The 20,515-nt window shown below is 67.7% G+C and carries 19 protein-coding genes; 11 read left to right on the forward strand and 8 right to left on the reverse strand.

What is annotated here, in order from left to right:
- The first annotated feature begins 84 nt into the window (after positions 1-84).
- The 6 genes from IM738_RS22510 (at position 85) to IM738_RS22535 (ending at position 7,067) form a co-directional block, all read left to right on the forward strand.
- The gene (locus IM738_RS22510) at positions 85-1,605 is read left to right on the forward strand and encodes a Ni/Fe hydrogenase subunit alpha (RefSeq protein ID WP_236963258.1); all 1,521 of its coding nucleotides are present in this window, start codon (positions 85-87) and stop codon (positions 1,603-1,605) included.
- Positions 1,602-2,087 carry a hydrogenase maturation protease gene (locus tag IM738_RS22515; protein ID WP_236963259.1) on the forward strand — a complete coding sequence of 162 codons (486 nt, stop codon included), beginning with the start codon at positions 1,602-1,604 and terminating at the stop codon, positions 2,085-2,087. Before IM738_RS22510 ends, IM738_RS22515 begins: the two co-directional genes overlap by 4 nt.
- 78 nt (positions 2,088-2,165) lie before the next feature.
- Complete coding sequence (locus IM738_RS22520) at positions 2,166-3,161, forward strand: hydrogenase small subunit (protein WP_236963260.1); 996 nt, start codon at positions 2,166-2,168, stop codon at positions 3,159-3,161.
- 89 nt (positions 3,162-3,250) lie between these two features.
- A complete protein-coding gene (locus tag IM738_RS22525; RefSeq protein ID WP_236963261.1) occupies positions 3,251-4,699 on the forward strand; it encodes a nickel-dependent hydrogenase large subunit in 1,449 nt (482 codons plus the stop codon).
- A 118-nt stretch (positions 4,700-4,817) separates the two neighbouring features.
- A complete protein-coding gene (locus IM738_RS22530) occupies positions 4,818-6,161 on the forward strand; it encodes a PAS domain-containing sensor histidine kinase (RefSeq protein ID WP_236963262.1) in 1,344 nt (447 codons plus the stop codon).
- 147 nt (positions 6,162-6,308) lie between these two features.
- Positions 6,309-7,067: a sulfite exporter TauE/SafE family protein gene (locus tag IM738_RS22535; RefSeq protein ID WP_236963263.1), complete on the forward strand. Its 759-nt coding sequence runs from the start codon at positions 6,309-6,311 to the stop codon at positions 7,065-7,067.
- Positions 7,068-7,140: 73 nt separating this feature from the next.
- Here the strand turns inward: IM738_RS22535 and mrdA are convergent, their stop codons facing one another.
- From mrdA to IM738_RS22555, 4 genes are all read right to left on the reverse strand, one after another.
- A complete protein-coding gene (gene mrdA / locus IM738_RS22540; protein WP_236963264.1) occupies positions 7,141-9,126 on the reverse strand; it encodes a penicillin-binding protein 2 in 1,986 nt (661 codons plus the stop codon).
- Between the two features lie 200 nt (positions 9,127-9,326).
- Positions 9,327-9,857 carry a rod shape-determining protein MreD gene (gene mreD, locus IM738_RS22545; RefSeq protein ID WP_236963265.1) on the reverse strand — a complete coding sequence of 177 codons (531 nt, stop codon included), beginning with the start codon at positions 9,855-9,857 and terminating at the stop codon, positions 9,327-9,329.
- On the reverse strand, positions 9,854-10,795 hold the full coding sequence (gene mreC / locus IM738_RS22550) for a rod shape-determining protein MreC (protein ID WP_236963266.1): 942 nt from the start codon (positions 10,793-10,795) through the stop codon (positions 9,854-9,856). The genes mreD and mreC overlap by 4 nt, the downstream gene beginning before the upstream one ends.
- A gap of 53 nt (positions 10,796-10,848) precedes the next feature.
- A complete protein-coding gene (locus tag IM738_RS22555) occupies positions 10,849-11,892 on the reverse strand; it encodes a rod shape-determining protein (RefSeq protein WP_236963267.1) in 1,044 nt (347 codons plus the stop codon).
- Between the two features lie 263 nt (positions 11,893-12,155).
- Here IM738_RS22555 and gatC point away from each other — a divergent pair, with 263 nt between their 5' ends.
- The 3 genes from gatC to gatB are packed head-to-tail and all read left to right on the forward strand — an operon-like array spanning position 12,156 to position 15,489.
- Entirely contained in the window at positions 12,156-12,455 is a 300-nt protein-coding gene (gatC, locus tag IM738_RS22560) for an Asp-tRNA(Asn)/Glu-tRNA(Gln) amidotransferase subunit GatC (protein ID WP_236963268.1), read from the forward strand.
- Positions 12,452-13,948, forward strand: coding sequence for an Asp-tRNA(Asn)/Glu-tRNA(Gln) amidotransferase subunit GatA (gene gatA / locus IM738_RS22565; protein WP_236963269.1), 1,497 nt, complete (start codon positions 12,452-12,454; stop codon positions 13,946-13,948). Before gatC ends, gatA begins: the two co-directional genes overlap by 4 nt.
- 2 nt (positions 13,949-13,950) lie before the next feature.
- Positions 13,951-15,489: an Asp-tRNA(Asn)/Glu-tRNA(Gln) amidotransferase subunit GatB gene (gene gatB / locus IM738_RS22570; RefSeq protein WP_236963270.1), complete on the forward strand. Its 1,539-nt coding sequence runs from the start codon at positions 13,951-13,953 to the stop codon at positions 15,487-15,489.
- A gap of 130 nt (positions 15,490-15,619) precedes the next feature.
- On the opposite strand, the gene IM738_RS22575 is transcribed toward gatB, so the two are convergent.
- On the reverse strand, positions 15,620-16,255 hold the full coding sequence (locus IM738_RS22575; RefSeq protein WP_236963271.1) for a DUF4124 domain-containing protein: 636 nt from the start codon (positions 16,253-16,255) through the stop codon (positions 15,620-15,622).
- A 32-nt stretch (positions 16,256-16,287) separates the two neighbouring features.
- A complete protein-coding gene (gene pyrE / locus IM738_RS22580; RefSeq protein WP_236963272.1) occupies positions 16,288-17,004 on the reverse strand; it encodes an orotate phosphoribosyltransferase in 717 nt (238 codons plus the stop codon).
- Here pyrE and IM738_RS22585 point away from each other — a divergent pair.
- Complete coding sequence (locus tag IM738_RS22585) at positions 17,003-17,806, forward strand: exodeoxyribonuclease III (RefSeq protein ID WP_236963273.1); 804 nt, start codon at positions 17,003-17,005, stop codon at positions 17,804-17,806. The genes pyrE and IM738_RS22585 overlap by 2 nt on opposite strands.
- A gap of 17 nt (positions 17,807-17,823) precedes the next feature.
- On the opposite strand, the gene IM738_RS22590 is transcribed toward IM738_RS22585, so the two are convergent.
- The gene (locus IM738_RS22590) at positions 17,824-18,162 is read right to left on the reverse strand and encodes a chaperone modulator CbpM (RefSeq protein WP_236963274.1); all 339 of its coding nucleotides are present in this window, start codon (positions 18,160-18,162) and stop codon (positions 17,824-17,826) included.
- On the reverse strand, positions 18,159-19,070 hold the full coding sequence (locus tag IM738_RS22595; RefSeq protein ID WP_236963275.1) for a DnaJ C-terminal domain-containing protein: 912 nt from the start codon (positions 19,068-19,070) through the stop codon (positions 18,159-18,161). The genes IM738_RS22590 and IM738_RS22595 overlap by 4 nt, the downstream gene beginning before the upstream one ends.
- A gap of 474 nt (positions 19,071-19,544) precedes the next feature.
- Here IM738_RS22595 and IM738_RS22600 point away from each other — a divergent pair, with 474 nt between their 5' ends.
- A complete protein-coding gene (locus IM738_RS22600) occupies positions 19,545-20,501 on the forward strand; it encodes a LysR family transcriptional regulator (RefSeq protein WP_236963276.1) in 957 nt (318 codons plus the stop codon).
- Positions 20,502-20,515: the final 14 nt, after the last annotated feature.

A 20,515-nucleotide genomic window follows, 5' to 3' on the forward strand; every position in this document is an offset into this window, starting at 1 on the left:
TCCGGCAAAGCCGGCCCGGCGGTGCCCCTGGGTGGCGTTGTGCCATGCGTCGTGTGTCGCGCTCAGCGCGGTGGATCAACTGCCATGAACCCCTCTTCTCTCGAAACCGCCGCCGACCCGCAGGGCCTTCGCCGCATCGTGATCGACCCGGTCTCGCGCGTCGAAGGCCACGGCAAGGTCACGCTGCTGCTGGGGGATGACAACCGCATCCAGCAGGTGCGGCTGCACATCGTCGAGTTCCGTGGCTTCGAGCAGTTCATCGTCGGCCGGCCCTACTGGGAGGTGCCGGTGATGGTGCAGCGCCTGTGCGGCATCTGCCCGGTCTCGCACCACCTGGCCGCCACCAAGGCGCTCGACCGCGTGGTCGGCGGCTGGCCGGTGCCCGAAGCCGCCGACAAAATCCGCCGCCTCATGCACTACGGGCAGATCGTGCAGAGTCACGCGCTGCACTTCTTCCACCTGTCTTCGCCCGACCTGCTGTTCGGCTTCGACGCCGCCGTCGCGCAGCGCAACATCGTCGGCGTGGCGATGGCGCACCCCGAGGCCGCGCGCCAGGGCGTGATGCTGCGCAAGTTCGGGCAGGAGTGCATCCGCATCACCGCCGGTAAGCGGGTGCACGGCACCGGCTCGGTACCCGGCGGCATGAACCGCGCCGTGGATGCGACCGAGCGCGACACCCTGCGCGCGCAGCTGCCCCAGGTGCTGGCCTGGGCCGAGGCGGCGGTGGACCTGGCACAGCGCCTGCACACCGGCTTGCCGCCGCACCTCGTCGGCTTTGCCGAGACCCCGGCGGCCATGATGTCGCTGGTCGGTCCCGGCGGCGCGATGGAGTTCTACGACGGCACGCTGCGCGTGCGCGAGGCCGACGGTCGCATCGCGGTCGACGGCTTCGAAGACCAGCGCTACCGCGAGCTGATCGGCGAAGGCGTCAAGCCCTGGACCTACATGAAGTTTCCCTACCGCCTGACGCTCGGACCCGACGCCGGCTGGTACCGCGTCGGCCCGCTGGCGCGGCTGCAGAACTGCGACTTCATTCCCACGCCCCGCGCCGAAGCGCGGCGCCAGGCCTTCGTGGCCGCGCACGGTGGGCGGCCGGTGCACGCGGTGCTGGCGACGCACTGGGCGCGCATGATCGAGCTGCTGCACGGCGTGGAGGTGATCGCGCAGTTGCTGGACGACCCGGCCATCCTCGGCGGTCCGCTGCTCGCCAGCGGCGAGCGCCAGCGCGGTGGCGTGGGCATCATCGAAGCGCCGCGCGGCACGCTGATCCACGAGTACGAGGTGGGCGACGACGATCTGGTCACGAGCTGCAACCTGATCGTCTCCACCACCCACAACAACCAGGCCATGAACGAAGCCGTGCGCTCGGTGGCCTTGCAGTACCTGGACGGCCAGACCATCACCGAACCGCTGCTCAACCACATCGAGGTCGCCATCCGCGCCTACGACCCCTGCCTGTCCTGCGCCACGCACGCGCTGGGCCAGATGCCGCTGGCGGTGACGCTGCGCAACGCCCGCGGCGAGGTGCTCGACCACGTGCACCGTTCGTCCCGCGGCGACACCGTGCGCGACACCCGGCCGCACTCGGCGGAGGACGCGTTGTGACCCGCCCAGAGGTGGCGCCGCTGCTGGTGTTCGGCTGGGGCAACCCGAGCCGGGGCGACGACGCGCTGGGTCCGTTGCTGGTCGAACAGCTGGCCAGCCACGCGCAGGTGTTGCTGCCGGCGGGGCGGCTTGAATGCCTCACCGACTTTCAGTTGCAGGTGGAACACACGCTCGACCTCGTGGGCCGCGAGCGCGTGCTCTTTGTGGACGCCGCCATCGACCTGCAGACGCCGTTTGCGGTGAGCACCGTGCTGCCCGCGCCGGTGGCGGGATTCACCACCCACGCGCTCGCGCCCGAGGCGCTGCTGCAGGTCTACCGCGACCTGGAGTGCGCCGAGCCGCCGCCTTGCACGCTGCTCGCCATCCGCGCGCAGCGCTTCGAACTCGGCGAGGCGCCAGGCGAGCAGGCCCTGGCCGATCTCGCCTTGGCCCTGGCCTGGGCAACCGAGTGGGCACAGCTGCCCGAGGAGATGCTGACATGAAACAACCCCCACGCTCACTTTGTTCGCTGCCCCCCGAGGGGGCGCGTCAGTGGCTTCGGGCGGCCGGGCGCCACTGACATGAACGTGCTCTGGCTTCAAAGTGGCGGTTGTGGCGGCTGCAGCATGTCGCTGCTGTGCGCCGACACCACCGACTTCCAGGGCCACCTGCGCGACGGTGGCGTGAACCTGCTCTGGCACCCCTCGCTGTCGATGGCGAGTGGCGAAGAGGTGATCGCGCTGCTGCACTCGGTGCTGGACGGCGGCATCCGGCTCGACGCGCTGTGCGTCGAAGGCTCCCTGCTGCGTGGCCCGAACGGCAGCGGGCGTTTCCACATGCTGGCCGGCACCGGCCTGCCCATGATCCACTGGGTGCGCGAACTCGCGGCGAAAGCGAACCACGTGCTGGCCGTGGGCAGCTGCGCGGCCTGGGGCGGCATCACGGCCGGCGGCGACAACCCCACCGACGCCTGCGGCCTGCAGTTTGAGGACGACCGCATCGGTGGTCTGCTCGGCGCGGACTTCCGCTCATCCAGCGGCCTGCCGGTGATCAACATCGCGGGCTGCCCGACGCACCCGAGCTGGGTGATCGACACGCTCATGGCGCTGGCCGCCGACGGCTTCGCGGCCGACGACCTCGACCCGCTGAACCGCCCGCGTTTCTACGCCGACCAGCTGGTGCACCACGGCTGCACGCGCAACGAGTACTACGAGTTCAAGGCCAGCGCCGAAAAGCCGTCCGACCTCGGCTGCATGATGGAACACATGGGCTGCAAGGGCACGCAGGTGCACGCCGACTGCAACACCCGGTTGTGGAACGGCGAAGGCAGCTGCACGCGCGGCGGCTACGCCTGCATCGCCTGCACCGAGCCGGGTTTCCAGGAGCCCGGCCACCCGTTCCACGAAACGCCCAAGCTCGCCGGCATCCCCATCGGTCTGCCAACCGACATGCCCAAGGCCTGGTTCGTCGCGCTGGCTTCCTTGTCCAAGAGCGCCACGCCCAAGCGGGTGAAGAACAACGCGGTGGCGGACCACCTCGTTGTCAAACCCGCAGTTCGAAAAACGAGGTTGAAATGAGCAGACCGAGCGACGCCGGGCCGCCCCAAGGCGCGAGCGCCCCCTTGGGGGGCAGCGCAGTACGCGAAGCGACAAGCGTGGGGGCACGTTTGCTCGTTGGACCTTTCAATCGCGTCGAGGGCGATCTCGAAGTCCAGCTCGACATTGCCGACGGCCGTGTCACCTCGGCCCAGGTCAACGCGACCATGTACCGCGGCTTCGAGCAGATCCTGCAGGGCAAGGCGCCGCACGACGCGCTGGTCTATGTGCCGCGCATCTGCGGCATCTGTTCGGTGTCGCAGTCGGTGGCCTCGGCGCGTGCGCTGGCCGATCTGGGCGGCATCAGCATGCCGGCCAACGGACAGCACGCGACCAACCTGATCCTGGCCACCGAAAACCTGGCCGACCACCTGACGCACTTCTATTTGTTCTTCATGCCGGACTTCGCCCGCCCGGTCTACGCGGGTCACCCCTGGCATGCCGAAGCGCAACGACGCTTCGCGCCCGACCACGGTGAGCAGGTGCGTGCGGCCACGGCGGCGCGCCAGCGCTGGCTCACGCTGCTGGGCACGCTGGGCGGCAAGTGGCCGCACACGCAGTCGGTCGAACCGGGTGGATCCACCCGCGCCATCGACGCGGCCGAGCGCGTGCGCCTGCTGGCGAAAGTGCGCGAGTTCCGCAGCTTTCTGGAGCGCCAGCTGTTCGCCGCGCCGCTCGAAGCCGTGGCCGCGCTGGAGACCGAAGCCGCGCTCTGGGACTGGCACGCACAGGACCCGCTGGGCGGCGACCTGCGTTTCTTCCTCACCCTCGTGTGCGACCTGCGGCTCGACACACTCGGTCCCGGTCCGGGCCGCTACCTGAGCTATGGCGCTTATGCCCAGCCCGGTGGCGGCTGGGCGCTGCCCGGTGGGGTGTGGCGCGCGCGCGAAGCGCGGCTCGATGCGCTGGACGCGCACAGCATCACCGAGGACGCGACCCACGCCTGGCTGGCCCACGCACGCGAGCCGCTGCACCCGCTGCACGGCATCACCCGGCCCGAGCCTGACAAGCCCGGCGCCTACACCTGGAACAAGGCGCCGCGCCTGGGCGGTGAAGTGGTCGAGACCGGCGCCATCGCCCGCCAGCTGGCCAGCGGCATGCCCCTGGTGCGCGACGCGGTGGCGCACCACGGCGGCACGGTCTACACGCGCGTGCTGGCGCGGCTGGTCGAGCTCGCGCGTGTGGTGCCGATGATGGAAGCCTGGCTGCAGGCGATCCGCCCGACCGAGGCGTTCTGTGTGCCGGCGGAGCTTCCGGAAGAGGGCAGTGGCGTGGGCCTGAGCGAGGCCGCGCGCGGCAGCCTGGGCCACTGGCTGGTGGTGCGGCGCGGCCGCATCGCCAACTACCAGATCGTCGCGCCCACGAGCTGGAATTTTTCGCCGCGCGACGCCGCCGGCACGCCCGGTGCGCTGGAGCAGGCGCTGGTGGATGCGCCGGTGCGGGAAGGCGAAAAAACCCCTGTCTCTGTCCAGCACATCGTGCGCTCGTTCGACCCCTGCATGGTCTGCACTGTGCATTGATGGAACACCCCCGCGCCGCTTCGCGTCACCCCCTCAAGGGGGCGACACCAGCCGTCTGGCAAAGCCAGCCCGGCGGTGTCCTTGGTGGAGTCACGGCATCCTCAATCATGGCTTCGTCATGAGCAAGCCGCGTTCTCCCAGTCCGCTGCCCACCGTTCCGATGGAGGGTGTGGACGAGTCCACCTGGCTGGACGTGATCCAGAAGATGGATGAGGTTTACACGCGGCTGATCGACGACGAGGTCGAGCTGGAGAAGAAGAACACCGAGCTGGAGCAGTCGCAGCAGTTCATCTTCAGCGTGCTCACTTCCATGTCGGACGTGCTGGTGGTCTGCGACGAGCGCGGTCTGATCGAACAGGCCAACGCGGCCCTGTGTGAGCTGGTGGGCCGTCCCGAGGAACAGCTGCGCGGCAGCAGCCTGGCCGACCTGCTGGCCGACGCCGCCAGCGTGGACGCAGCGCGCGCCGCGATGGACCGGTCCGACGCACCGCGCGCCGGCCAGGGCATCGAGCTCAACCTGCTCGACCGCGCGGGCCAGCCGGTGCCGGTGGACGCGAACTGCACACCGCGCATCGGCCCCAACGGCCGGCGCGTCGGCACCGTGTGGGTGGGCCGGCCCACGGCCGAGCTTAAGCGTGCGTACCACGAGATGCGCGCCGCGCACGAGGCCCTGAAGCGCACCCAGCAGCAACTGCTGCATTCGGAAAAGATGGCCTCGCTCGGCCAGCTGGTGGCGGGCGTGGCGCACGAGCTCAACAACCCGATCAGCTTCGTGCTCGGCAATGTGCACGCGCTGCGCAAATACTGCGACCGGCTGCAGACCTACATGGGCGCGCTGCACGCCCACGAGCCCGAGCCGGTGCTGCAGGCGTTGCGGCAGAAGCTGCGCATCGAGCACCTGATGGGCGATCTGCCCTCGCTGATCGAAGGCACGCTCGAAGGCGCGCAGCGCACCGCCGACATCGTGCACGGCCTCAAGCGGTTTTCGGCCATGGACTCCGAAGAGCGTGTGCCGGTGAACCTGGTCGAGGTGATCGAGCGTGCCATCCACTGGGTGCAGAAAGGCCGGCCGACGCCGGTGGACGTGCGCTGGCAGGTGGGCGCGCCCTGCAACGTGATGGGCAGTGCGGGGCAGCTGCAGCAGGTGATGATGAACCTGCTGCAGAACGCGTTCGATGCCGTGGGCGGCCCCGGGGTGGCGTCGCCCTGCGTCTGGGTGGCGATGGCCTGCGAGGGCACGCAGGTGCATGTGACCGTGCGCGACAGCGGGCCGGGCATCCCGCCCGAGCACCTGCTGCGCATCTTCGACCCCTTCTTCACCACCAAGCCGGTGGGCAAGGGCACGGGCCTGGGCCTGTCGATCAGCTACGGCATCGTCGAGCAGCACGGCGGGCGCCTGAGCGCGCGCAACGCCGAGGGCGGTGGCGCCGAGTTCGTGCTGGAGTTGCCCCAGGCGCAGTGACGCTGAACGCTGCACGGCAATAGCCAACCCCTCACCGGAGCGCGTGCCTGAGCCCAGCACACGCCGAGGATCCGGCTCTGCCGGTCCCAGGGCGTGGTCCCCCTGGGGGGAAGCCGCGCAGCGGCGCAGGGGGGTGACAATCTCTGCATGGAATTGCTGCTCGTCTCAATAGCTTCGTTGTTCGCCGGTTTTGTGGATTCGATCGTCGGTGGCGGCGGGCTGATCCTCGTCCCGGCGCTGTTCGCGGTGTTTCCCAACACCCACCCGGCCACGCTGTTCGGTGTCAACAAAGGCGCGTCGATCTGGGGCACGGGGGTGGCCACGGTCCAGTACGCGCAGCGGGTGCAGATGCCCTGGCGCGCGCTGCTGCCAGCGGCGGCCGTGTGTTTCGCCGGCTCGATGCTGGGTGCGTGGACGGTGACCATCATCTCACCCGATTTCCTGCGCCGCGCGCTGCCGCTGGTGCTGCTCGGTGTGCTGCTCTACACCCTGGCCCGCAAGGACCTGGGTCGGCATCACACACCACACTTCACGGGCCGTCAGGAGGCGATGGCCGCCGCCACGCTGGGCGCCACCATCGGTTTCTACGACGGTTTCTTCGGCCCCGGCACCGGCAGTTTCTTCGTGTTCCTGTTCGTGCGCTGGCTGGGCTACGACTTCCTGCACGCCAGCGCCAGCGCCAAGCTGCTCAACACCACGTCCAACCTGGCGGCGCTGATGCTGTTCGCCTGGAAGGGCCACGTCTGGTGGCATTTCGCACTGGTGATGGCCGTGGCCAACGTGGTCGGCAGCCTGCTCGGCACGCGACTGGCGCTCAAGCACGGCAGCGGCTTCGTGCGCGCGGCGTTCATCGTGGTGGTTAGTGCGTTGATCCTGAAGACGTCTTACGACGCATGGCTGCGGTAGCGTAGCCGACGCGCGATGTCTCAGCGAGGATGCGGTGGAACCGGCTTTGCCGGGCCACTCGCATCGCCCCCTGTCAGGGGGTCGCGCGCAGCGCGGCGGGGGTGCTTTCCTGTGCAGGCGGCCATTGAACCGTGCTGGCCTTGAGCGGCGTGCCGATGGGGGCCGATGCCTCGCCCTTCTGCACCGCGGCCAGATCCTGCGGGTTCGGATACTGGTCCATCAGCAGGAAGTCGAACACCCGGCGCGCGATCGGGGCGGCGCTGGCGGCGCCGAAACCGGCGTTCTCCACCACCACGGCCAGCGCGATGCGCGGTTGTTCCACCGGGGCAAAGGCGATGTAGAGCGAGTGGTCGCGCTGGTGCTCTTCGAGCTTGCGTGCGTCGTAGCGGTCTTTCTGGCCGATGGTCACGGCCTGCGCGGTGCCGGTCTTGCCGCCACTGGTGTAGCCGGCGCCCGCGAACACGCGCGTCGAGGTGCCTTCGGTGGTCACGGCCTGCATCGCGCGCAGCACGACGTTGATGTTCTCGCGCTGGTAACCCATGTCCACCGGCGCCTCCAGCGGCAGCGGCGTGCGTTCACGGGTCAACACGTTTTCGGTCGCCAGCGTCAGATGGGGTTTGTATTTGATGCCGCCATTGGTGAGCGTGGCCAGGGCGTGTGCGACCTGCAGCATGGTGAAGTTGTTGTAGCCCTGACCGATGCCCAGCGAGATGGTCTCGCCCGCGTACCAGCGCTGCTGCTCCGGCCGCTTGTAGTTGGTGCGCTTCCATTCCTGGTTGGGCAGCACGCCACGCACTTCGCCGCGCAGGTCGATGCCGGTGATCTGGCCAAAACCCAGCGGGGCCATGAAGTCGTGCATCGCCTCCACGCCCATGTCGTTGGCCAGCGAGTAGTAGTAGGTGTTGCTCGACTTGACGATGCTGCGGTGCATGTCCACCGCACCCAGGCCGCCGTCGCCGTGGCTGCGGAAGCGGTGGTTGCCGAACATCCAGTAGCCCGGGTCGTTGACGATGGTGGTGGCGCTGCGGGTGCCGGTTTCCAGGGCGCCGAGGGCCATGAAGGGCTTGTAGGTTGAGCCGGGCGGGTAGGTGCCGCGCAAGGCGCGGTTCAGCAGGGGTTTGTCGAGCGACTCGTTGAGCATGCGCCAGTTTTCGACGTCGATGCCCTCGACGAAGAGGTTGGGGTCGAAGGTCGGTTTGCTCACGAAGGCGAGCACCTCGCCGTTGCGCGGGTCGATCGCCACCAGCGCGCCCCGGCGGTCGCCGAACATGTCCTCGACCAGCTTCTGCAGTTTGATGTCGATCGCGAGCACCACCGTGTTGCCAGGCGTGGCGGGGGTGTTGGCGAGTGAGCGCACGGCGCGCCCGCCGGCCGAGGTCTCGACCCGGTCGAAGCCGGTGACGCCGTGCAGCTCGCGTTCGTAATGCTGCTCGGCGCCGAGCTTGCCGATGTACTCCGTGCCACGGTAGTTGGCCTGTTCTTCTTCCGGCCAGTCTTCGATGGACTCCTTTTCGCGCTGGTTGATGCGGCCGATGTAGCCCACGACGTGGCTGGCGATTTCGCCGTACGGGTAGTGCCGGATCAGGCGCGCGCGAACGTCCACACCGGGGAAGCGGTAGCGCTGCACGGTGAAGCGCGCCACCTCGTCGTCGGTGAGGCGCGTGCGGATGGGCAACGAGTCGAAGCTGCGCGACTCTTCCAGCAGCTTGCGAAAGCGGCGCTTGTCGCGCGGCTCGATGTTCACCAGGGTGCCCAGCGCGTCGATGGTGGCGTCAAGGTCCTCGACCTTGGACGGCGTGATCTCCAGCGTGTAGGCGGAGAAATTGGTCGCGAGCACGCGGCCATGGCGGTCCAGGATCTGGCCCCGGTTGGGCACCACCGGCAGCACCGCCGTGCGGTTGCTCTCGGCCTGCGCGTCCAGGTCTTCATGGCGCAGCACCTGCAGGTACACCATGCGCGCGGCCACCAGGCCAAACGCAAACACCACCGCCAGCCCCGCCACCAGCACCCGGGTGCGGAACTGCGCCAGGTCGGCTTCGACGTTGCGAAGTTCAGTCAAAGGACAAGCCCCCACACTCCACCGCTGCGCGGGTCGTTGCCCCCCAAGGGGGTCGTTTCGCCTTGGGGCGGCCCGGCGGAGAAACGTGTCCGGCGCGGGAAGTTTTCACGCCAGGATGCGGTGGAACCGGCTTTGCCGGGCCACTCGCATCGCCCCCCTTGAGGGGGGAGACGCCGAAGGCGGCGCAGGGGGTGTTCCATCTAGAGCGGCCGGTTGTCGTCGGGGTTGGGCGCGCGGCGCTGAGGCGCGAGCAGCATCACGCTGGCCACCGGCCAGAGCGCGGCGTCGATCACCGGCGCCAGCAGGTAAGACCAGCCCGGAAAGGCGCCCCCCGCGATCATGCCGACCAGCAACTCCAGCAGGTGCGCCGCGAAAAACAGCGGCAGCACCTGCACCGCCTGGGTCGGCACGCCGAACCACAGCAGGCGCCGGTGCATGAAGACCGAGGCGTAGCCGAGCACCGTGTAGGCGAGCGCATGCTGGCCCAGCAAGGCGCCCTGGTGCACATCCATGGTCAACCCGAACAGGAAGGCCACGCCCACGCTCACGCGCAGGGGCTGGTGCACGCTCCAGAACACCAGCACCACCGCCAGAAGGTCAGGCACCCAGGCGCCTCGACCCCACAGACCCATGTTCATGACCATGTTCAACAGCAGGGCCACGAACAGGCTGAACCAGATGAAGGCGGGGTTGGCGGGCAGCAGCAGCTGCTGTCCGGGGCGCATGATCATGGCGCGCTCCTCGCATTGGCCGTGTCGCTGGCCGGGCGCCGGGGTTTGGCGGCGGCATCCGGCAGCGGCGACGGCGGCAGGCCCTGACCCACGGGGGTGAGCACCAGCACATGCAGCGCACCCTGCACGCGCGCGAGCGGCGTGCAGTTGATGCGGGTGAACGACGATTCGGCGCGGCGCTCGACGCGGGCGATTTTCGCGACCGGGAGGCCAGCTGGGTAGACGCCATCGACACCGCTGGTGGTGAGCAGGTCGCCTTCGGCGATGTCGGCATTGGACAGCGTGTAGCGCAACTCCATGCCATCGCCGTCCACCCCGGGCTGGCCGTAGACCACACTGCGCACGCCGGTGCGCGAGTTGAGCACGGGGATCGCCTGATCGCGGTCGATCAGCAGCGTCACCTCCGACACCAGCGGGTAGACGCGCGTCACCTGCCCCAGCACGCCGCTGTCGTCGATGACGGGCGAGCCCGCCACCACGCCGTGGGTCTGCCCCCGGTCGATCACGACCTTGCGCGAGTACGGGTCGGCCGCGTCGTAGAGCACCTGGGCGCCGGTGGTGGGCGTGGTGATGCGCTCGCGCATCACCAGCAGCTCGCGCAGGCGCCGGTTTTCCAGCTCGAGTTGTTCGAGCTGCAGGGAGCGTTCAGCCTGCGACGCCAGCTTCTTCTGGGCCAGGGCTTCATTCTGCTGGGCCTGGTGCAGGCTGGTGAAATAACCGCCCGCCTGACCGACCGCTTCAATGGGCTGCAGCACCAGCCACTGCACCGGGTACAGCGCCGTGGCCAGCGCGCTGCGCAGCGGCGCGGTGACGCCGAAGCGCGTGTCCGCCACCATCAGGAACAGCGCCACGGCGCTGAAGACCATCAGTTTGGACAGGGCCGATGGCCCCTGTTTGAAGAACGGGGGAGGCGTGCGGTCCAGGGTGCCCAGTGGCATGGATGGGTGGGCTCGCTAGGGCGTGATTGGAGCCGGGAACCGGCGCCGTGCCTTTATTCGCTGGTGAAGATGGTGCCCAGGCGCTCCATGCGCTCCAGGGCCATGCCGCAACCGCGCACCACGCAGGTCAGCGGCTCTTCGGCCACCAGCACCGGCAGGCCGGTTTCTTCGGCCAGCAGGCGGTCCAGGTCGCGCAGCAGCGCACCGCCACCGGTCAGCATCATGCCGCGCTCGGCGATGTCGGCACCCAGCTCGGGCGGCGTCTGTTCGAGCGCGCTCTTCACGGCCGTGACGATGTTGTTCAGCGGGTCGGTCAGCGCTTCGAGGATTTCGTTGCTGGAGATGGTGAAGCTGCGCGGCACGCCTTCGGAGAGGTTGCGGCCCTTGACTTCCATTTCCTTGACTTCGGAGCCCGGGAAAGCCGAACCGATGTTCTTCTTGATCGCTTCGGCCGTGGGCTCGCCGATCAGCATGCCGTAGTTGCGGCGGATGTAGGCAATGATGGCTTCGTCGAAACGGTCGCCGCCCACGCGCACACTGCCTTTGTAGACCATGCCGCCCAGCGAGATCACGCCCACTTCGGTGGTGCCGCCGCCGATGTCGACCACCATGGAGCCCGAGGCGTCCGACACGGGCAGACCGGCGCCGATGGCCGCGGCCATGGGTTCTTCGATCAGGTAGACCTCGGAAGCACCGGCGCCCAGGGCCGATTCGCGGATGGCGCGGCGCTCGACCTGGGTCGAACCGCAGGGCACGCAGATGATGATGCGCGGGCTCGGCTTGAACATCGAGCGCGGGTGCACCATCTTGATGAACTGCTTGAGCATCTGCTCGGTGACGGTGAAGTCGGCGATCACGCCGTCTTTCATCGGGCGGATGGCTTCGATGTTGCCGGGCACCTTGCCCAGCATGGCCTTGGCTTCCTTGCCGACGGCCTGGATCGTTTTCTTGCCCTGGGGGCCGCCTTCGTGGCGGATCGACACCACCGAGGGTTCGTCGAGCACGATGCCCTTGCCGCGAACGTAGATGAGGGTGTTGGCGGTGCCAAGGTCAATGGCCAGGTCGGTCGAAAACTGCCGACGGAACGCTTCAAACATGGTGAAAAAATCCTGTGGGGCACGACCGCCGCTTCGTGCGGTCATCGCCAGGTGCTGGACGGGAGGTCGGGGCTTTAAGTCTTTGATTCAGCGGCGAAAAGCGTGCTGGAACGGGTTCTGCCGCTAAACCTTGGATAATACCGTATCCCCTGTGCATAACTGTGCCGCCCGAAGGGGCCAACCATCACTTTACAGGCCGTTTCAGGGGCATTTCGGTCCCCAACAGCCCGTTTCTTTCCACTTACACCGGTTCCCGTCCTGCCATGTCCCTGACCTTGTCCGACATCGGGCGCATCGCCAATCTGGCGCGCCTTGAACTCTCCGGGCCCCAAAGCGAGCGCATGCTGGGCCAGCTCAACGGCTTCTTCGACATCGTTGACCAGATGAACGCGGTGGACACCACCGGCGTGGAGCCGCTGGCCCACCCCACCGCCGTGATCGACCACGTGAGCCTGCGTCTGCGCCCGGACGTGGCCAGCGAACCCAACAACCGCGAAGCCAACCAGAGGAGCGCCCCCGCCGTTGAGCGCGGCCTGTTCCTCGTGCCGAAAGTGATCGAATGAGTTCCAAGCAGATCCATGAGATGGGCGTGGCCGAACTGGCTGGCGCCATCGCCGACAAGACAACGTCCGCCGCCGAGGCGGCGCAAGCCCTGCTGGCGCGCGCGAAGCAGCACGCTGGGCTGGGCGCCTACCTGGCGTTCAACGAAGACCTGACGCTCGCGCAGGCGAAGGCCGCCGACGCGCGTGTGGCTGCGGGCGAACGCGGCCCGCTGCTCGGCGTGCCGCTGGCGCACAAGGACATCTTCGTCACCCAGGGCTTTCCCTCCACCGCCGGCAGCAAGATGCTGGCCGGTTACCAGAGCCCGTTCGACGCCACCGTGGTGAGCCAGCTCGCCGCCGCCGGCGCCGTGACCCTGGGCAAGCTCAACTGCGACGAGTTCGCCATGGGCTCGGGCAACGACAACTCGGCCTACGCGCCGGTGCACAACCCCTGGGACACGGCCCGCGTGCCCGGCGGCTCCTCGGGCGGCTCGGCCGCCGCCGTGGCCGCTCGCCTGGTGCCCGCCGCCACCGGCACCGACACCGGCGGCTCGATCCGCCAGCCCGCCAGCTTCACCGGCATCACCGGCATCAAGCCCACCTACGGCCGTTGTTCGCGCTACGGCATGGTGGCCTTCGCCTCCAGCCTCGATCAGGCCGGTCCGATGGCGCGCAGCGCCGCCGACTGCGCCACGCTGCTGACGGCGATGGCCGGCCCCGACATCGACCGCGATTCCACCAGCCTCGACCACCCGGCCGAGGACTACACGCGCTTGCTGGGCCAGCCGCGCGAAGGAGCCAGCGCTGCTCAGCCGCTCAAGGGCTTGCGCATCGGCCTGCCGAAAGAGTTCTTTGGCGAAGGTTGCGCGCCCGACGTGCTGGCCGCCGTGCGCGCCGCGTTGTCCGAATATCAAAAGCTCGGCGCCACGCTGGTCGACATCTCGCTGCCGCGCACCGAGCTGTCCATCCCGGTCTACTACATCATCGCGCCGGCCGAAGCGTCGTCCAACCTCAGCCGCTTTGACGGCGTGAAGTTCGGTCACCGCGCCGCCAAGTTCGACGACCTGGCCGACATGTACAAGAAGTCGCGCAGCGAAGGCTTCGGGCCCGAGGCGCAGCGCCGCATCATGATCGGCACCTATGTGCTGAGCCACGGTTACTACGACGCGTACTACCTCAAGGCGCAACAGATCCGCCGCCTGATCGCTCAGGACTTCCAGAGTGCCTTTGCGCAGTGCGACGTGATCGCCGGCCCGGTGGCGCCCACGGTGGCCTGGAAGATCGGCGAGAAGAGCGACGACCCGGTCGCCAACTACCTGGCCGACATCTACACCCTGTCCACCTCGCTGGCCGGCCTGCCGGGCATGAGCGTGCCGGCCGGTTTCGGCGCTGCGAACATGCCGGTGGGCCTGCAACTGGTGGGCAACTATTTCAAGGAAGGTGAATTGCTGCAGACCGCGCACGCCTTCCAGCAGGCCACCGACTGGCACACCCGCACGCCTTCGGGATTCTGATCATGAGCAACACAAGCAAATCCCTCCTGGTGCAAGGCTACGAAGTCGTGATCGGCTTCGAGACCCACGCCCAGCTCGCCACGCAATCCAAGATCTTCAGCCGCGCGCCCACGGCGTTTGGCGCCGAGCCCAACACGCAGGCCTGCGCGGTGGACCTGGCCCTGCCCGGCACGCTGCCGGTGATGAACCGCGGCGCGGTCGAGCACGCCATCCGCCTGGGCCTCGCGCTGGGTTCGCACATCGCCGAGCAGAGCGTGTTCGCACGGAAGAACTACTTCTACCCCGACCTGCCCAAGGGCTACCAGATCAGCCAGTTCGAGATCCCGGTGGTGCAGGGCGGCGAGGTGAGCTTCTTCCTCGGTGACGAGAAGAAGACGGTGCGCCTGGTGCGTGCTCACCTCGAAGAAGACGCGGGCAAGAGCCTGCACGAAGAGTTCCACGGCCAGAGCGGCATCGACCTGAACCGCGCTGGCACGCCGCTGCTGGAGATCGTGACCGAGCCCGACATGCGCTCCAGCGCCGAGGCGGTGGCCTACGCGAAAGAGCTGCACAAGATCGTGACCTGGATCGGCGTCTGCGACGGCAACATGCAGGAAGGTTCGTTCCGCTGCGACGCCAACGTCTCGGTGCGCAAGCCCGGTGCGCCGCTGGGCACCCGCCGCGAGATCAAGAACCTGAACTCGTTCAAGTTCATGCAGCAGGCGATCGACTACGAGATCCGCTGGCAGATCGAGCAGATCGAAGACGGCCACGCCATCCAGCAGGCCACGGTGCTTTTCGACCCCGACACCGGCGAGACGCGCGCCATGCGCACCAAGGAAGACGCGGCCGACTACCGCTACTTCCCCGACCCGGATCTGCCGCCGCTGGTGATCGCGCGTTCGTGGGTGGATGAGGTGAAGGCCGGCATGCCCGAGCTGCCGCGCCAGATGGCCGAGCGCCTGGTGCAGACCTATGGGCTGCCCGAATACGACGCCACCACGCTCACGCAGAGCCCGGCGATGGCGGCCTACTTCGAGACCACGGCCAAGGCCAGCGGCCAGTCCAAGATGGCCAGCAACTGGATCATGGGCGAGGTCTCGCGCCGCCTGAACAACGAAGAGAAGGACATCGCCCAGGTGCCTGTGGGCGCCGACACGCTGGCTGCGCTGCTCAAGCGCATCGCCGACGGCACGGTGTCCAACAACGCCGCCAAGCAGGTGATGGACGCGCTGTGGGCGGGAAAGGATGCGTCGTTGCTCGCGGGCTCACTACCGGCGATTTCCGGTCAGTTTGTGTCGGGAGAAAGCACTGCACTTGAGAAAAGCCTCGATGTCATCGATCGACTTGTTGACGAAATGGGCCTCAAGCAGATGAACGACAGCGGTGCGCTGGAAAAAATCATCGACGAGGTGATGGCCGCCAACGCACCCATGGTCGAGCAGTTCCGCGCAGGCAAGGACAAGGCATTCAACGCCCTGGTGGGCCTGGTCATGAAGGCCAGCAAGGGCAAGGCCAACCCGCAACAGGCCAACGACCTGCTGCGCCAGAAACTGCAATAGGGAAAGGGGGCGCACGACCGGCTGCCCAGCCGGAGCGCGTGCCCCAACCCAGAAAACGCCGTGGAACCGGCTTCGCCGGGCCACTGGCGTTGTTCCCCAGGGGGGAGGCCGCGTCAGCGGTGCAGGAGGGTTACCTCGCCGTCCAGAGCGTCTTCAGCTTGGCCAGCTCTTCGTCAAACCGCGCATTGACGCGCTGTTTTTCCTTGCCCTGATCGTTCAGGAAGCGGGTTTGTATCTGAATCTGCTCCGCGTTGTCCTCGATCTTCCGCTTGAGCCAGGACGGCGCCTTGGTGACGTCGTTCTGATAGAACTCCAGTTCGATGTCGATGTCTCGACGCTGTTTGACCAGTTCTTCCCCACGCTTCTTCACCGCACCGATCACGTCGTCGATCTGGGCCAGTGCCTCGGCGCGTTCCTTGTCGTGCACCGCCTGGTTGGGGTAACGGATCAGCAGCGCTCGGTCCCGTCGTTTTTCTTCTGCCGCACGCGAACGTTCGGCGTCTTCCTGTTTTTTCTGCGCATCGAGGCGGGCGCGCTCCTCGGCGGTGTAACTCGGGGGCAGCACCCGTTTGACCACGCCGGAGCTGTTCAGCTCGCGCTGTTCGCGATCCAGACAGTCGACGATGGGGCGGTCGGAGGTGATGCGTCGCCCTTTGCTGTCGACGCAGCTGTAGATGCCCGCCTTGCCTTTGTCCTGCGCCAGCGCGACAGAACAGAGCGACATCGCCACAACACCCAGCGCCGCATGTCGCAGCGCGTGGGCCACCGGGATCGAAGTGAAAACGGGCAAGGGATTCCTCAAGCGACGCCGTAGCGTTCGCGGTAGGCCAGTACGCGGTCGCGGTGGCTGGTTGGTTCGTCTCCCATGTGCATCGTCAGATAGTGCAGCAAATCCGACAGCCTCGCAATGGCGCAGACCTGCATCCCCAGCTGGCGTTGCACATATTGCACCGCACTGTGGTCCACGTCACGCACCTGTCCGTCGGGGCCCACTTCGGTGGCTTTCTCCTGGCGGTCCAGCGCGATCACCACCGCGTGCGGTGTGGCGCCGGCGGCCTGGATCAGCGCGATCGACTCGCGCGCAGCGGTGCCGGCGCTCATGACGTCGTCGACGATCAGCACCCTGCCCTTGAGTGGCGCGCCGACCAGCGAACCGCCTTCGCCGTGGTCCTTGGCTTCCTTGCGGTTGTAGGCAAACGGCACGTTGCGTCCCAGGCGCGCGAGTTCGATCGCGACCGCCGCGCCCAGCGGGATGCCCTTGTAGGCGGGGCCGAAGATCATGTCGAATTCGATGCCGCTCTGAACCAGGGCTTGTGCATAAAATTGCGCGAGCCGGCCGAGTTTGGCGCCGTCGTCGAACAGGCCGGCGTTGAAAAAGTAGGGCGAGAGCCGCCCGGCCTTGGTCTTGAACTCGCCAAAGCGCAGCACGCCCGAGTCCACGCAGAACTGCACGAAGTCCTGCGCCAGCGCACCGTCTTTTGTTCCGGCAGCCGCCGAGCCCGCTTCCAACACCATGGGGAATTCCTTGTTCAAACTGACCAGCCTCAACCTCAACGGCATCCGCTCCGCCAGCAACAAAGGGCTGGAGGCGTGGCTCGCCGGGCACCAGCCCGATTGTATTTGTGTGCAGGAAGTCAAGGCCCAGGCGCCGGACGTGGGCGGGCGCTTCGAGGCCATCGCCGGTCTCAAGGGGCACTTTCACTTCGCCGAGAAGAAGGGCTATTCCGGCGTCGCCGTGTACACGCGCCATGAGCCCAGCGACGTGGTGGTGGGCTTCGACGGCGGCGAGTTCGATGCCGAAGGCCGCTACGTGGAGCTGCGCTTCGACACGCCCAAGGCGAAGCGCTCCATCATCAGCGTGTACTGCCCCAGCGGGTCTTCAGGCCCCGAGCGGCAGGAGGCCAAGTACCGCTTCCTCGACGTGTTCTACCCGCACCTGATGGCGCTGAAGGGCCAGCGCGACTTCATCATCTGCAGCGACGTCAACATCGCGCACCAGAACGCCGACCTGAAGAACTGGCGCAGCAACCAGAAGAACAGCGGCTTCCTGCCCGAAGAGCGCGCCTGGATGACCAAGCTGCTGAGCGAGGGCGGGCTGGTGGACGTGTACCGCCAGCTCCAGCCCGACACCACCGACACCTGCTACACGTGGTGGAGCAACCGAGGCCAGGCCTACGCGAACAACGTGGGGTGGCGGCTCGACTACCACCTGGCCACGCCGGCGCTGGCGGCCCACGCCAAAACCGAATCCATCTACAAGGCCGAGAAGTTCAGCGACCACGCGCCCATCACGATCGAATACGACTTCAGCCTCTGAGCTGAATCGGATTGTTTTCAGTGGCGTGTCGGCAGCTGCGCCTGCAGCGAGCGCACCTGCTGCTCCAGCGTCTCGATGCGCTGGATGTGGTCCAGCAGCAAGGCCACGGCAAACAGGTCGAGATCGAAGTCCAGCCGCAGCTTGCTGACGGTGCGCATGCGCGTGACGCAGTCGGCGCTGAACAGGCGCAGGTCCGCCTCGGACGGGCCGGTCTGCAGCGGCCGCAGTGCGCCGTATTCCACCAGCTCGTCCACGTCGGCGGTGGTGATGCCGCAGACCCGCGCCAGCTCGGGCAGCGTGACGCTCTGCACCTCGTCGAGCCAGACCCATTCAACGGCTTGCATGTTGGTGTTCATGAAGTGGCTCCTGTTGGCGCGGTGCGCGGGTGGAATGAAGAGTCTTTGGCGAGTGCTTCGAATAGCTCGCGTTCGCGCTCGGTGAGGGTGGCGGGCACGTCGATCAGCACCACGGCGTAGAGGTCGCCCGGGGCACTGCGGCCGTTCGCCAGGCCGCGCCCGCGCAGCCGCAGCTTGCGGCCCGAGCGCGTGCCGGGTGGCACGGTCAGCGTCACCGGGCCGTCCAGTGTGGGCACCTCGGCTTCCGTGCCCAGCGCCGCTTCCCAGGGCGTGAGCATCAGGTCGAAGTACAGGTCCTGGTGGTCGGTGCGGAAAATGCGGTGCGGCGCCAGCGTGATGTGCAGGTAGATGTCGCCATCGGCGCCGCCGTTCTGGCCCTTGCCGCCTTGGCCGCGCAACCGCAGCTTCTGGCCATCGCGCACACCGGGCGGCACGGTCACTTCCAGCGTGCGCTCCTGGCCACCGTCGTCCAGGCTCAGGTGCACGGTGCGTCCGCGGTGGGCGTCTTCCAGGCTGATGCGAATGGTGGTTTCCAGATCGCGCCCGTCCCGGGGCAGCGGGCCCTGGCGCGGATCGCGGCGGCCCCGGCCCATGGCGGCGAGCAGGTCTTCGAGGTCCATCTCGTCAAACGCCGAGCCGTTGGTGGCGTGGTCGTGGCCCCATTGAGGCGGCGGCGAAAACGGCTCACCGGCGGGGTGCCTGCCCAGCTCGTCGTAGGCGGCGCGTTTTTCGGGGTCCTTCAGCGTCGCGTAGGCCTCGGCCACTTCCTTGAAGCGGGCCTCGGCCCCGGGCGCCTTGGACATGTCCGGGTGGTGCTCGCGGGCGAGCTTGCGGTAGGCCTTCTTGATGGCGTCGAGGCCCGCGTCGCGCGGCACGCCCAGGGCGGCGTAATAGTCTTTGTACTTCATGCAGGACTCCCGGGGGACAGCTTGGTGGAGCTGAAAAAGCGGGTCTGTGCGCTGGCGCACCCTGGGTCTCAAGCACGCCCCTTGCAGCTGGCTGAAGCGCTGCTGTCCTTCGCTGCGATGGCACCCTGGGTGGATTCTGCCGCTGCGCCGGTTCACGCTGCAAGCAGCGTCTTCAGTTTGCCCGAAGCGATCAACCGACTCAAGTCGGTGCCTTCGTCGAACCGTCCCGCTCTGCGGTTGGAACCTCGGTGCCGAGGAGCCAAAGGCCCCGCACTTCCGGTAAGAGGTGCTTTTTGCCGGCATCGGGTGCCTGGTCGGCGGGTGTCTTCCGGCGGGTGGCTGGAAGAGATGGTCGGCAAAGTTGGTGAACGCATTACAGTGGCGCCAGCGTCATCTGTCCAATACCGATTGTGTGACGTGCCATCTTGAAGCAAGATGGATGACGCCGTCCTGACCCCCCATTCCTTATCCACCATGGAACTTCGACAGCTGCGCTACTTTGTGGCCATCGCCGACAGCGGCAGCTTTTCCAAGGCGGCCGAACGGGTGTTTGTCGCCCAGTCGGCGCTCAGCCACCAGGTGGCCCAGCTCGAAGACGAGCTGGGTGTCGGGCTCTTTCACCGCTCACGCCGCGGTGTGGAGCTGACCGACGCCGGGCAGCGCTTTTTCCCGCACGCGGTGTCGATCCTGCGGCAGGCCGAGGAGGCGCTGCGCAGCGCGCGCGACACCGACGACGAGCCGCGTGGCAAGGTGGTGTTTGGCATCCCGCACAGCGCCTCCAACGCGCTGGCGCTGCCGCTGCTGCGCGAAGTCCACCAGCGCTTCCCCCGGATCGAGCTCGAACTGACCGAGGAACTCACGGGCAACCTCACGCGGCAGCTGCGCACCGGGCAGATCAACCTGGCCGTGTTGTTCGACGATGGCCACCTGGGCGGTTTCACCAGCGCGGGCCTGCTGAGCGAGCAGCTGTGCCTGATCGAGCCCGCCGGGCCCGGCACCACCTCGGCCGCGACGATCACGCTGGCCCAGGCACTGGCGCGGCCGCTGATCCTGCCGGCGAGTCCGCACGGCGTGCGCCCCCTCATCGAGGCGGCTGCGGCCCGGGCCGGTCTGGCGCCGCCCCAGGTGTTTGCCGACATCAGCTCCATCAGCATCCTGCGCACCACGCTGCTGGCCGGGCTCGGCCGCACCTTGTTGCCCGTCATGCCGCTGCGGCCGGAAATCGAAGCCGGTCTGCTGGTGGCGACGCCGGTGGTGAACCCGCCCCTGGAGCGGGTCCTGGTGCTCTGCGCATCGGTCCACATCCCCTTGTCATCCGCGTCCCAGGCCGTGGCCGGGCTGGTGGTGGCGCTGGTGCAGCGCCTCTGCACCGAGGGGCACTGGCCGGGTGGAACCCTGCTGCGTGGCGATGCCAGCGTTCCACCGACCTGATTGATACAGTACCG

The sequence above is a fragment of the Hydrogenophaga sp. SL48 genome (assembly GCF_021729865.1).
Taxonomy (GTDB): domain Bacteria; phylum Pseudomonadota; class Gammaproteobacteria; order Burkholderiales; family Burkholderiaceae_C; genus Hydrogenophaga.

Coding starts and splice junctions, on each gene's coding strand:
- IM738_RS22520 (WP_236963260.1), top strand. CDS start 2,166: ATGAACGTGCTCTGGCTTCAAAGTGGCGGTTGTGGCGGCTGCAGCATG.
- IM738_RS22595 (WP_236963275.1), bottom strand. CDS start 19,070: ATGAAGTACAAAGACTATTACGCCGCCCTGGGCGTGCCGCGCGACGCG.
- IM738_RS22510 (WP_236963258.1), top strand. CDS start 85: ATGAACCCCTCTTCTCTCGAAACCGCCGCCGACCCGCAGGGCCTTCGC.
- IM738_RS22535 (WP_236963263.1), top strand. CDS start 6,309: ATGGAATTGCTGCTCGTCTCAATAGCTTCGTTGTTCGCCGGTTTTGTG.
- IM738_RS22530 (WP_236963262.1), top strand. CDS start 4,818: ATGAGCAAGCCGCGTTCTCCCAGTCCGCTGCCCACCGTTCCGATGGAG.
- gatB (WP_236963270.1), top strand. CDS start 13,951: ATGAGCAACACAAGCAAATCCCTCCTGGTGCAAGGCTACGAAGTCGTG.
- mreC (WP_236963266.1), bottom strand. CDS start 10,795: ATGCCACTGGGCACCCTGGACCGCACGCCTCCCCCGTTCTTCAAACAG.
- pyrE (WP_236963272.1), bottom strand. CDS start 17,004: ATGGTGTTGGAAGCGGGCTCGGCGGCTGCCGGAACAAAAGACGGTGCG.
- IM738_RS22600 (WP_236963276.1), top strand. CDS start 19,545: ATGGAACTTCGACAGCTGCGCTACTTTGTGGCCATCGCCGACAGCGGC.
- IM738_RS22555 (WP_236963267.1), bottom strand. CDS start 11,892: ATGTTTGAAGCGTTCCGTCGGCAGTTTTCGACCGACCTGGCCATTGAC.
- IM738_RS22590 (WP_236963274.1), bottom strand. CDS start 18,162: ATGAACACCAACATGCAAGCCGTTGAATGGGTCTGGCTCGACGAGGTG.
- mreD (WP_236963265.1), bottom strand. CDS start 9,857: ATGATCATGCGCCCCGGACAGCAGCTGCTGCTGCCCGCCAACCCCGCC.
- IM738_RS22585 (WP_236963273.1), top strand. CDS start 17,003: ATGGGGAATTCCTTGTTCAAACTGACCAGCCTCAACCTCAACGGCATC.
- gatA (WP_236963269.1), top strand. CDS start 12,452: ATGAGTTCCAAGCAGATCCATGAGATGGGCGTGGCCGAACTGGCTGGC.
- gatC (WP_236963268.1), top strand. CDS start 12,156: ATGTCCCTGACCTTGTCCGACATCGGGCGCATCGCCAATCTGGCGCGC.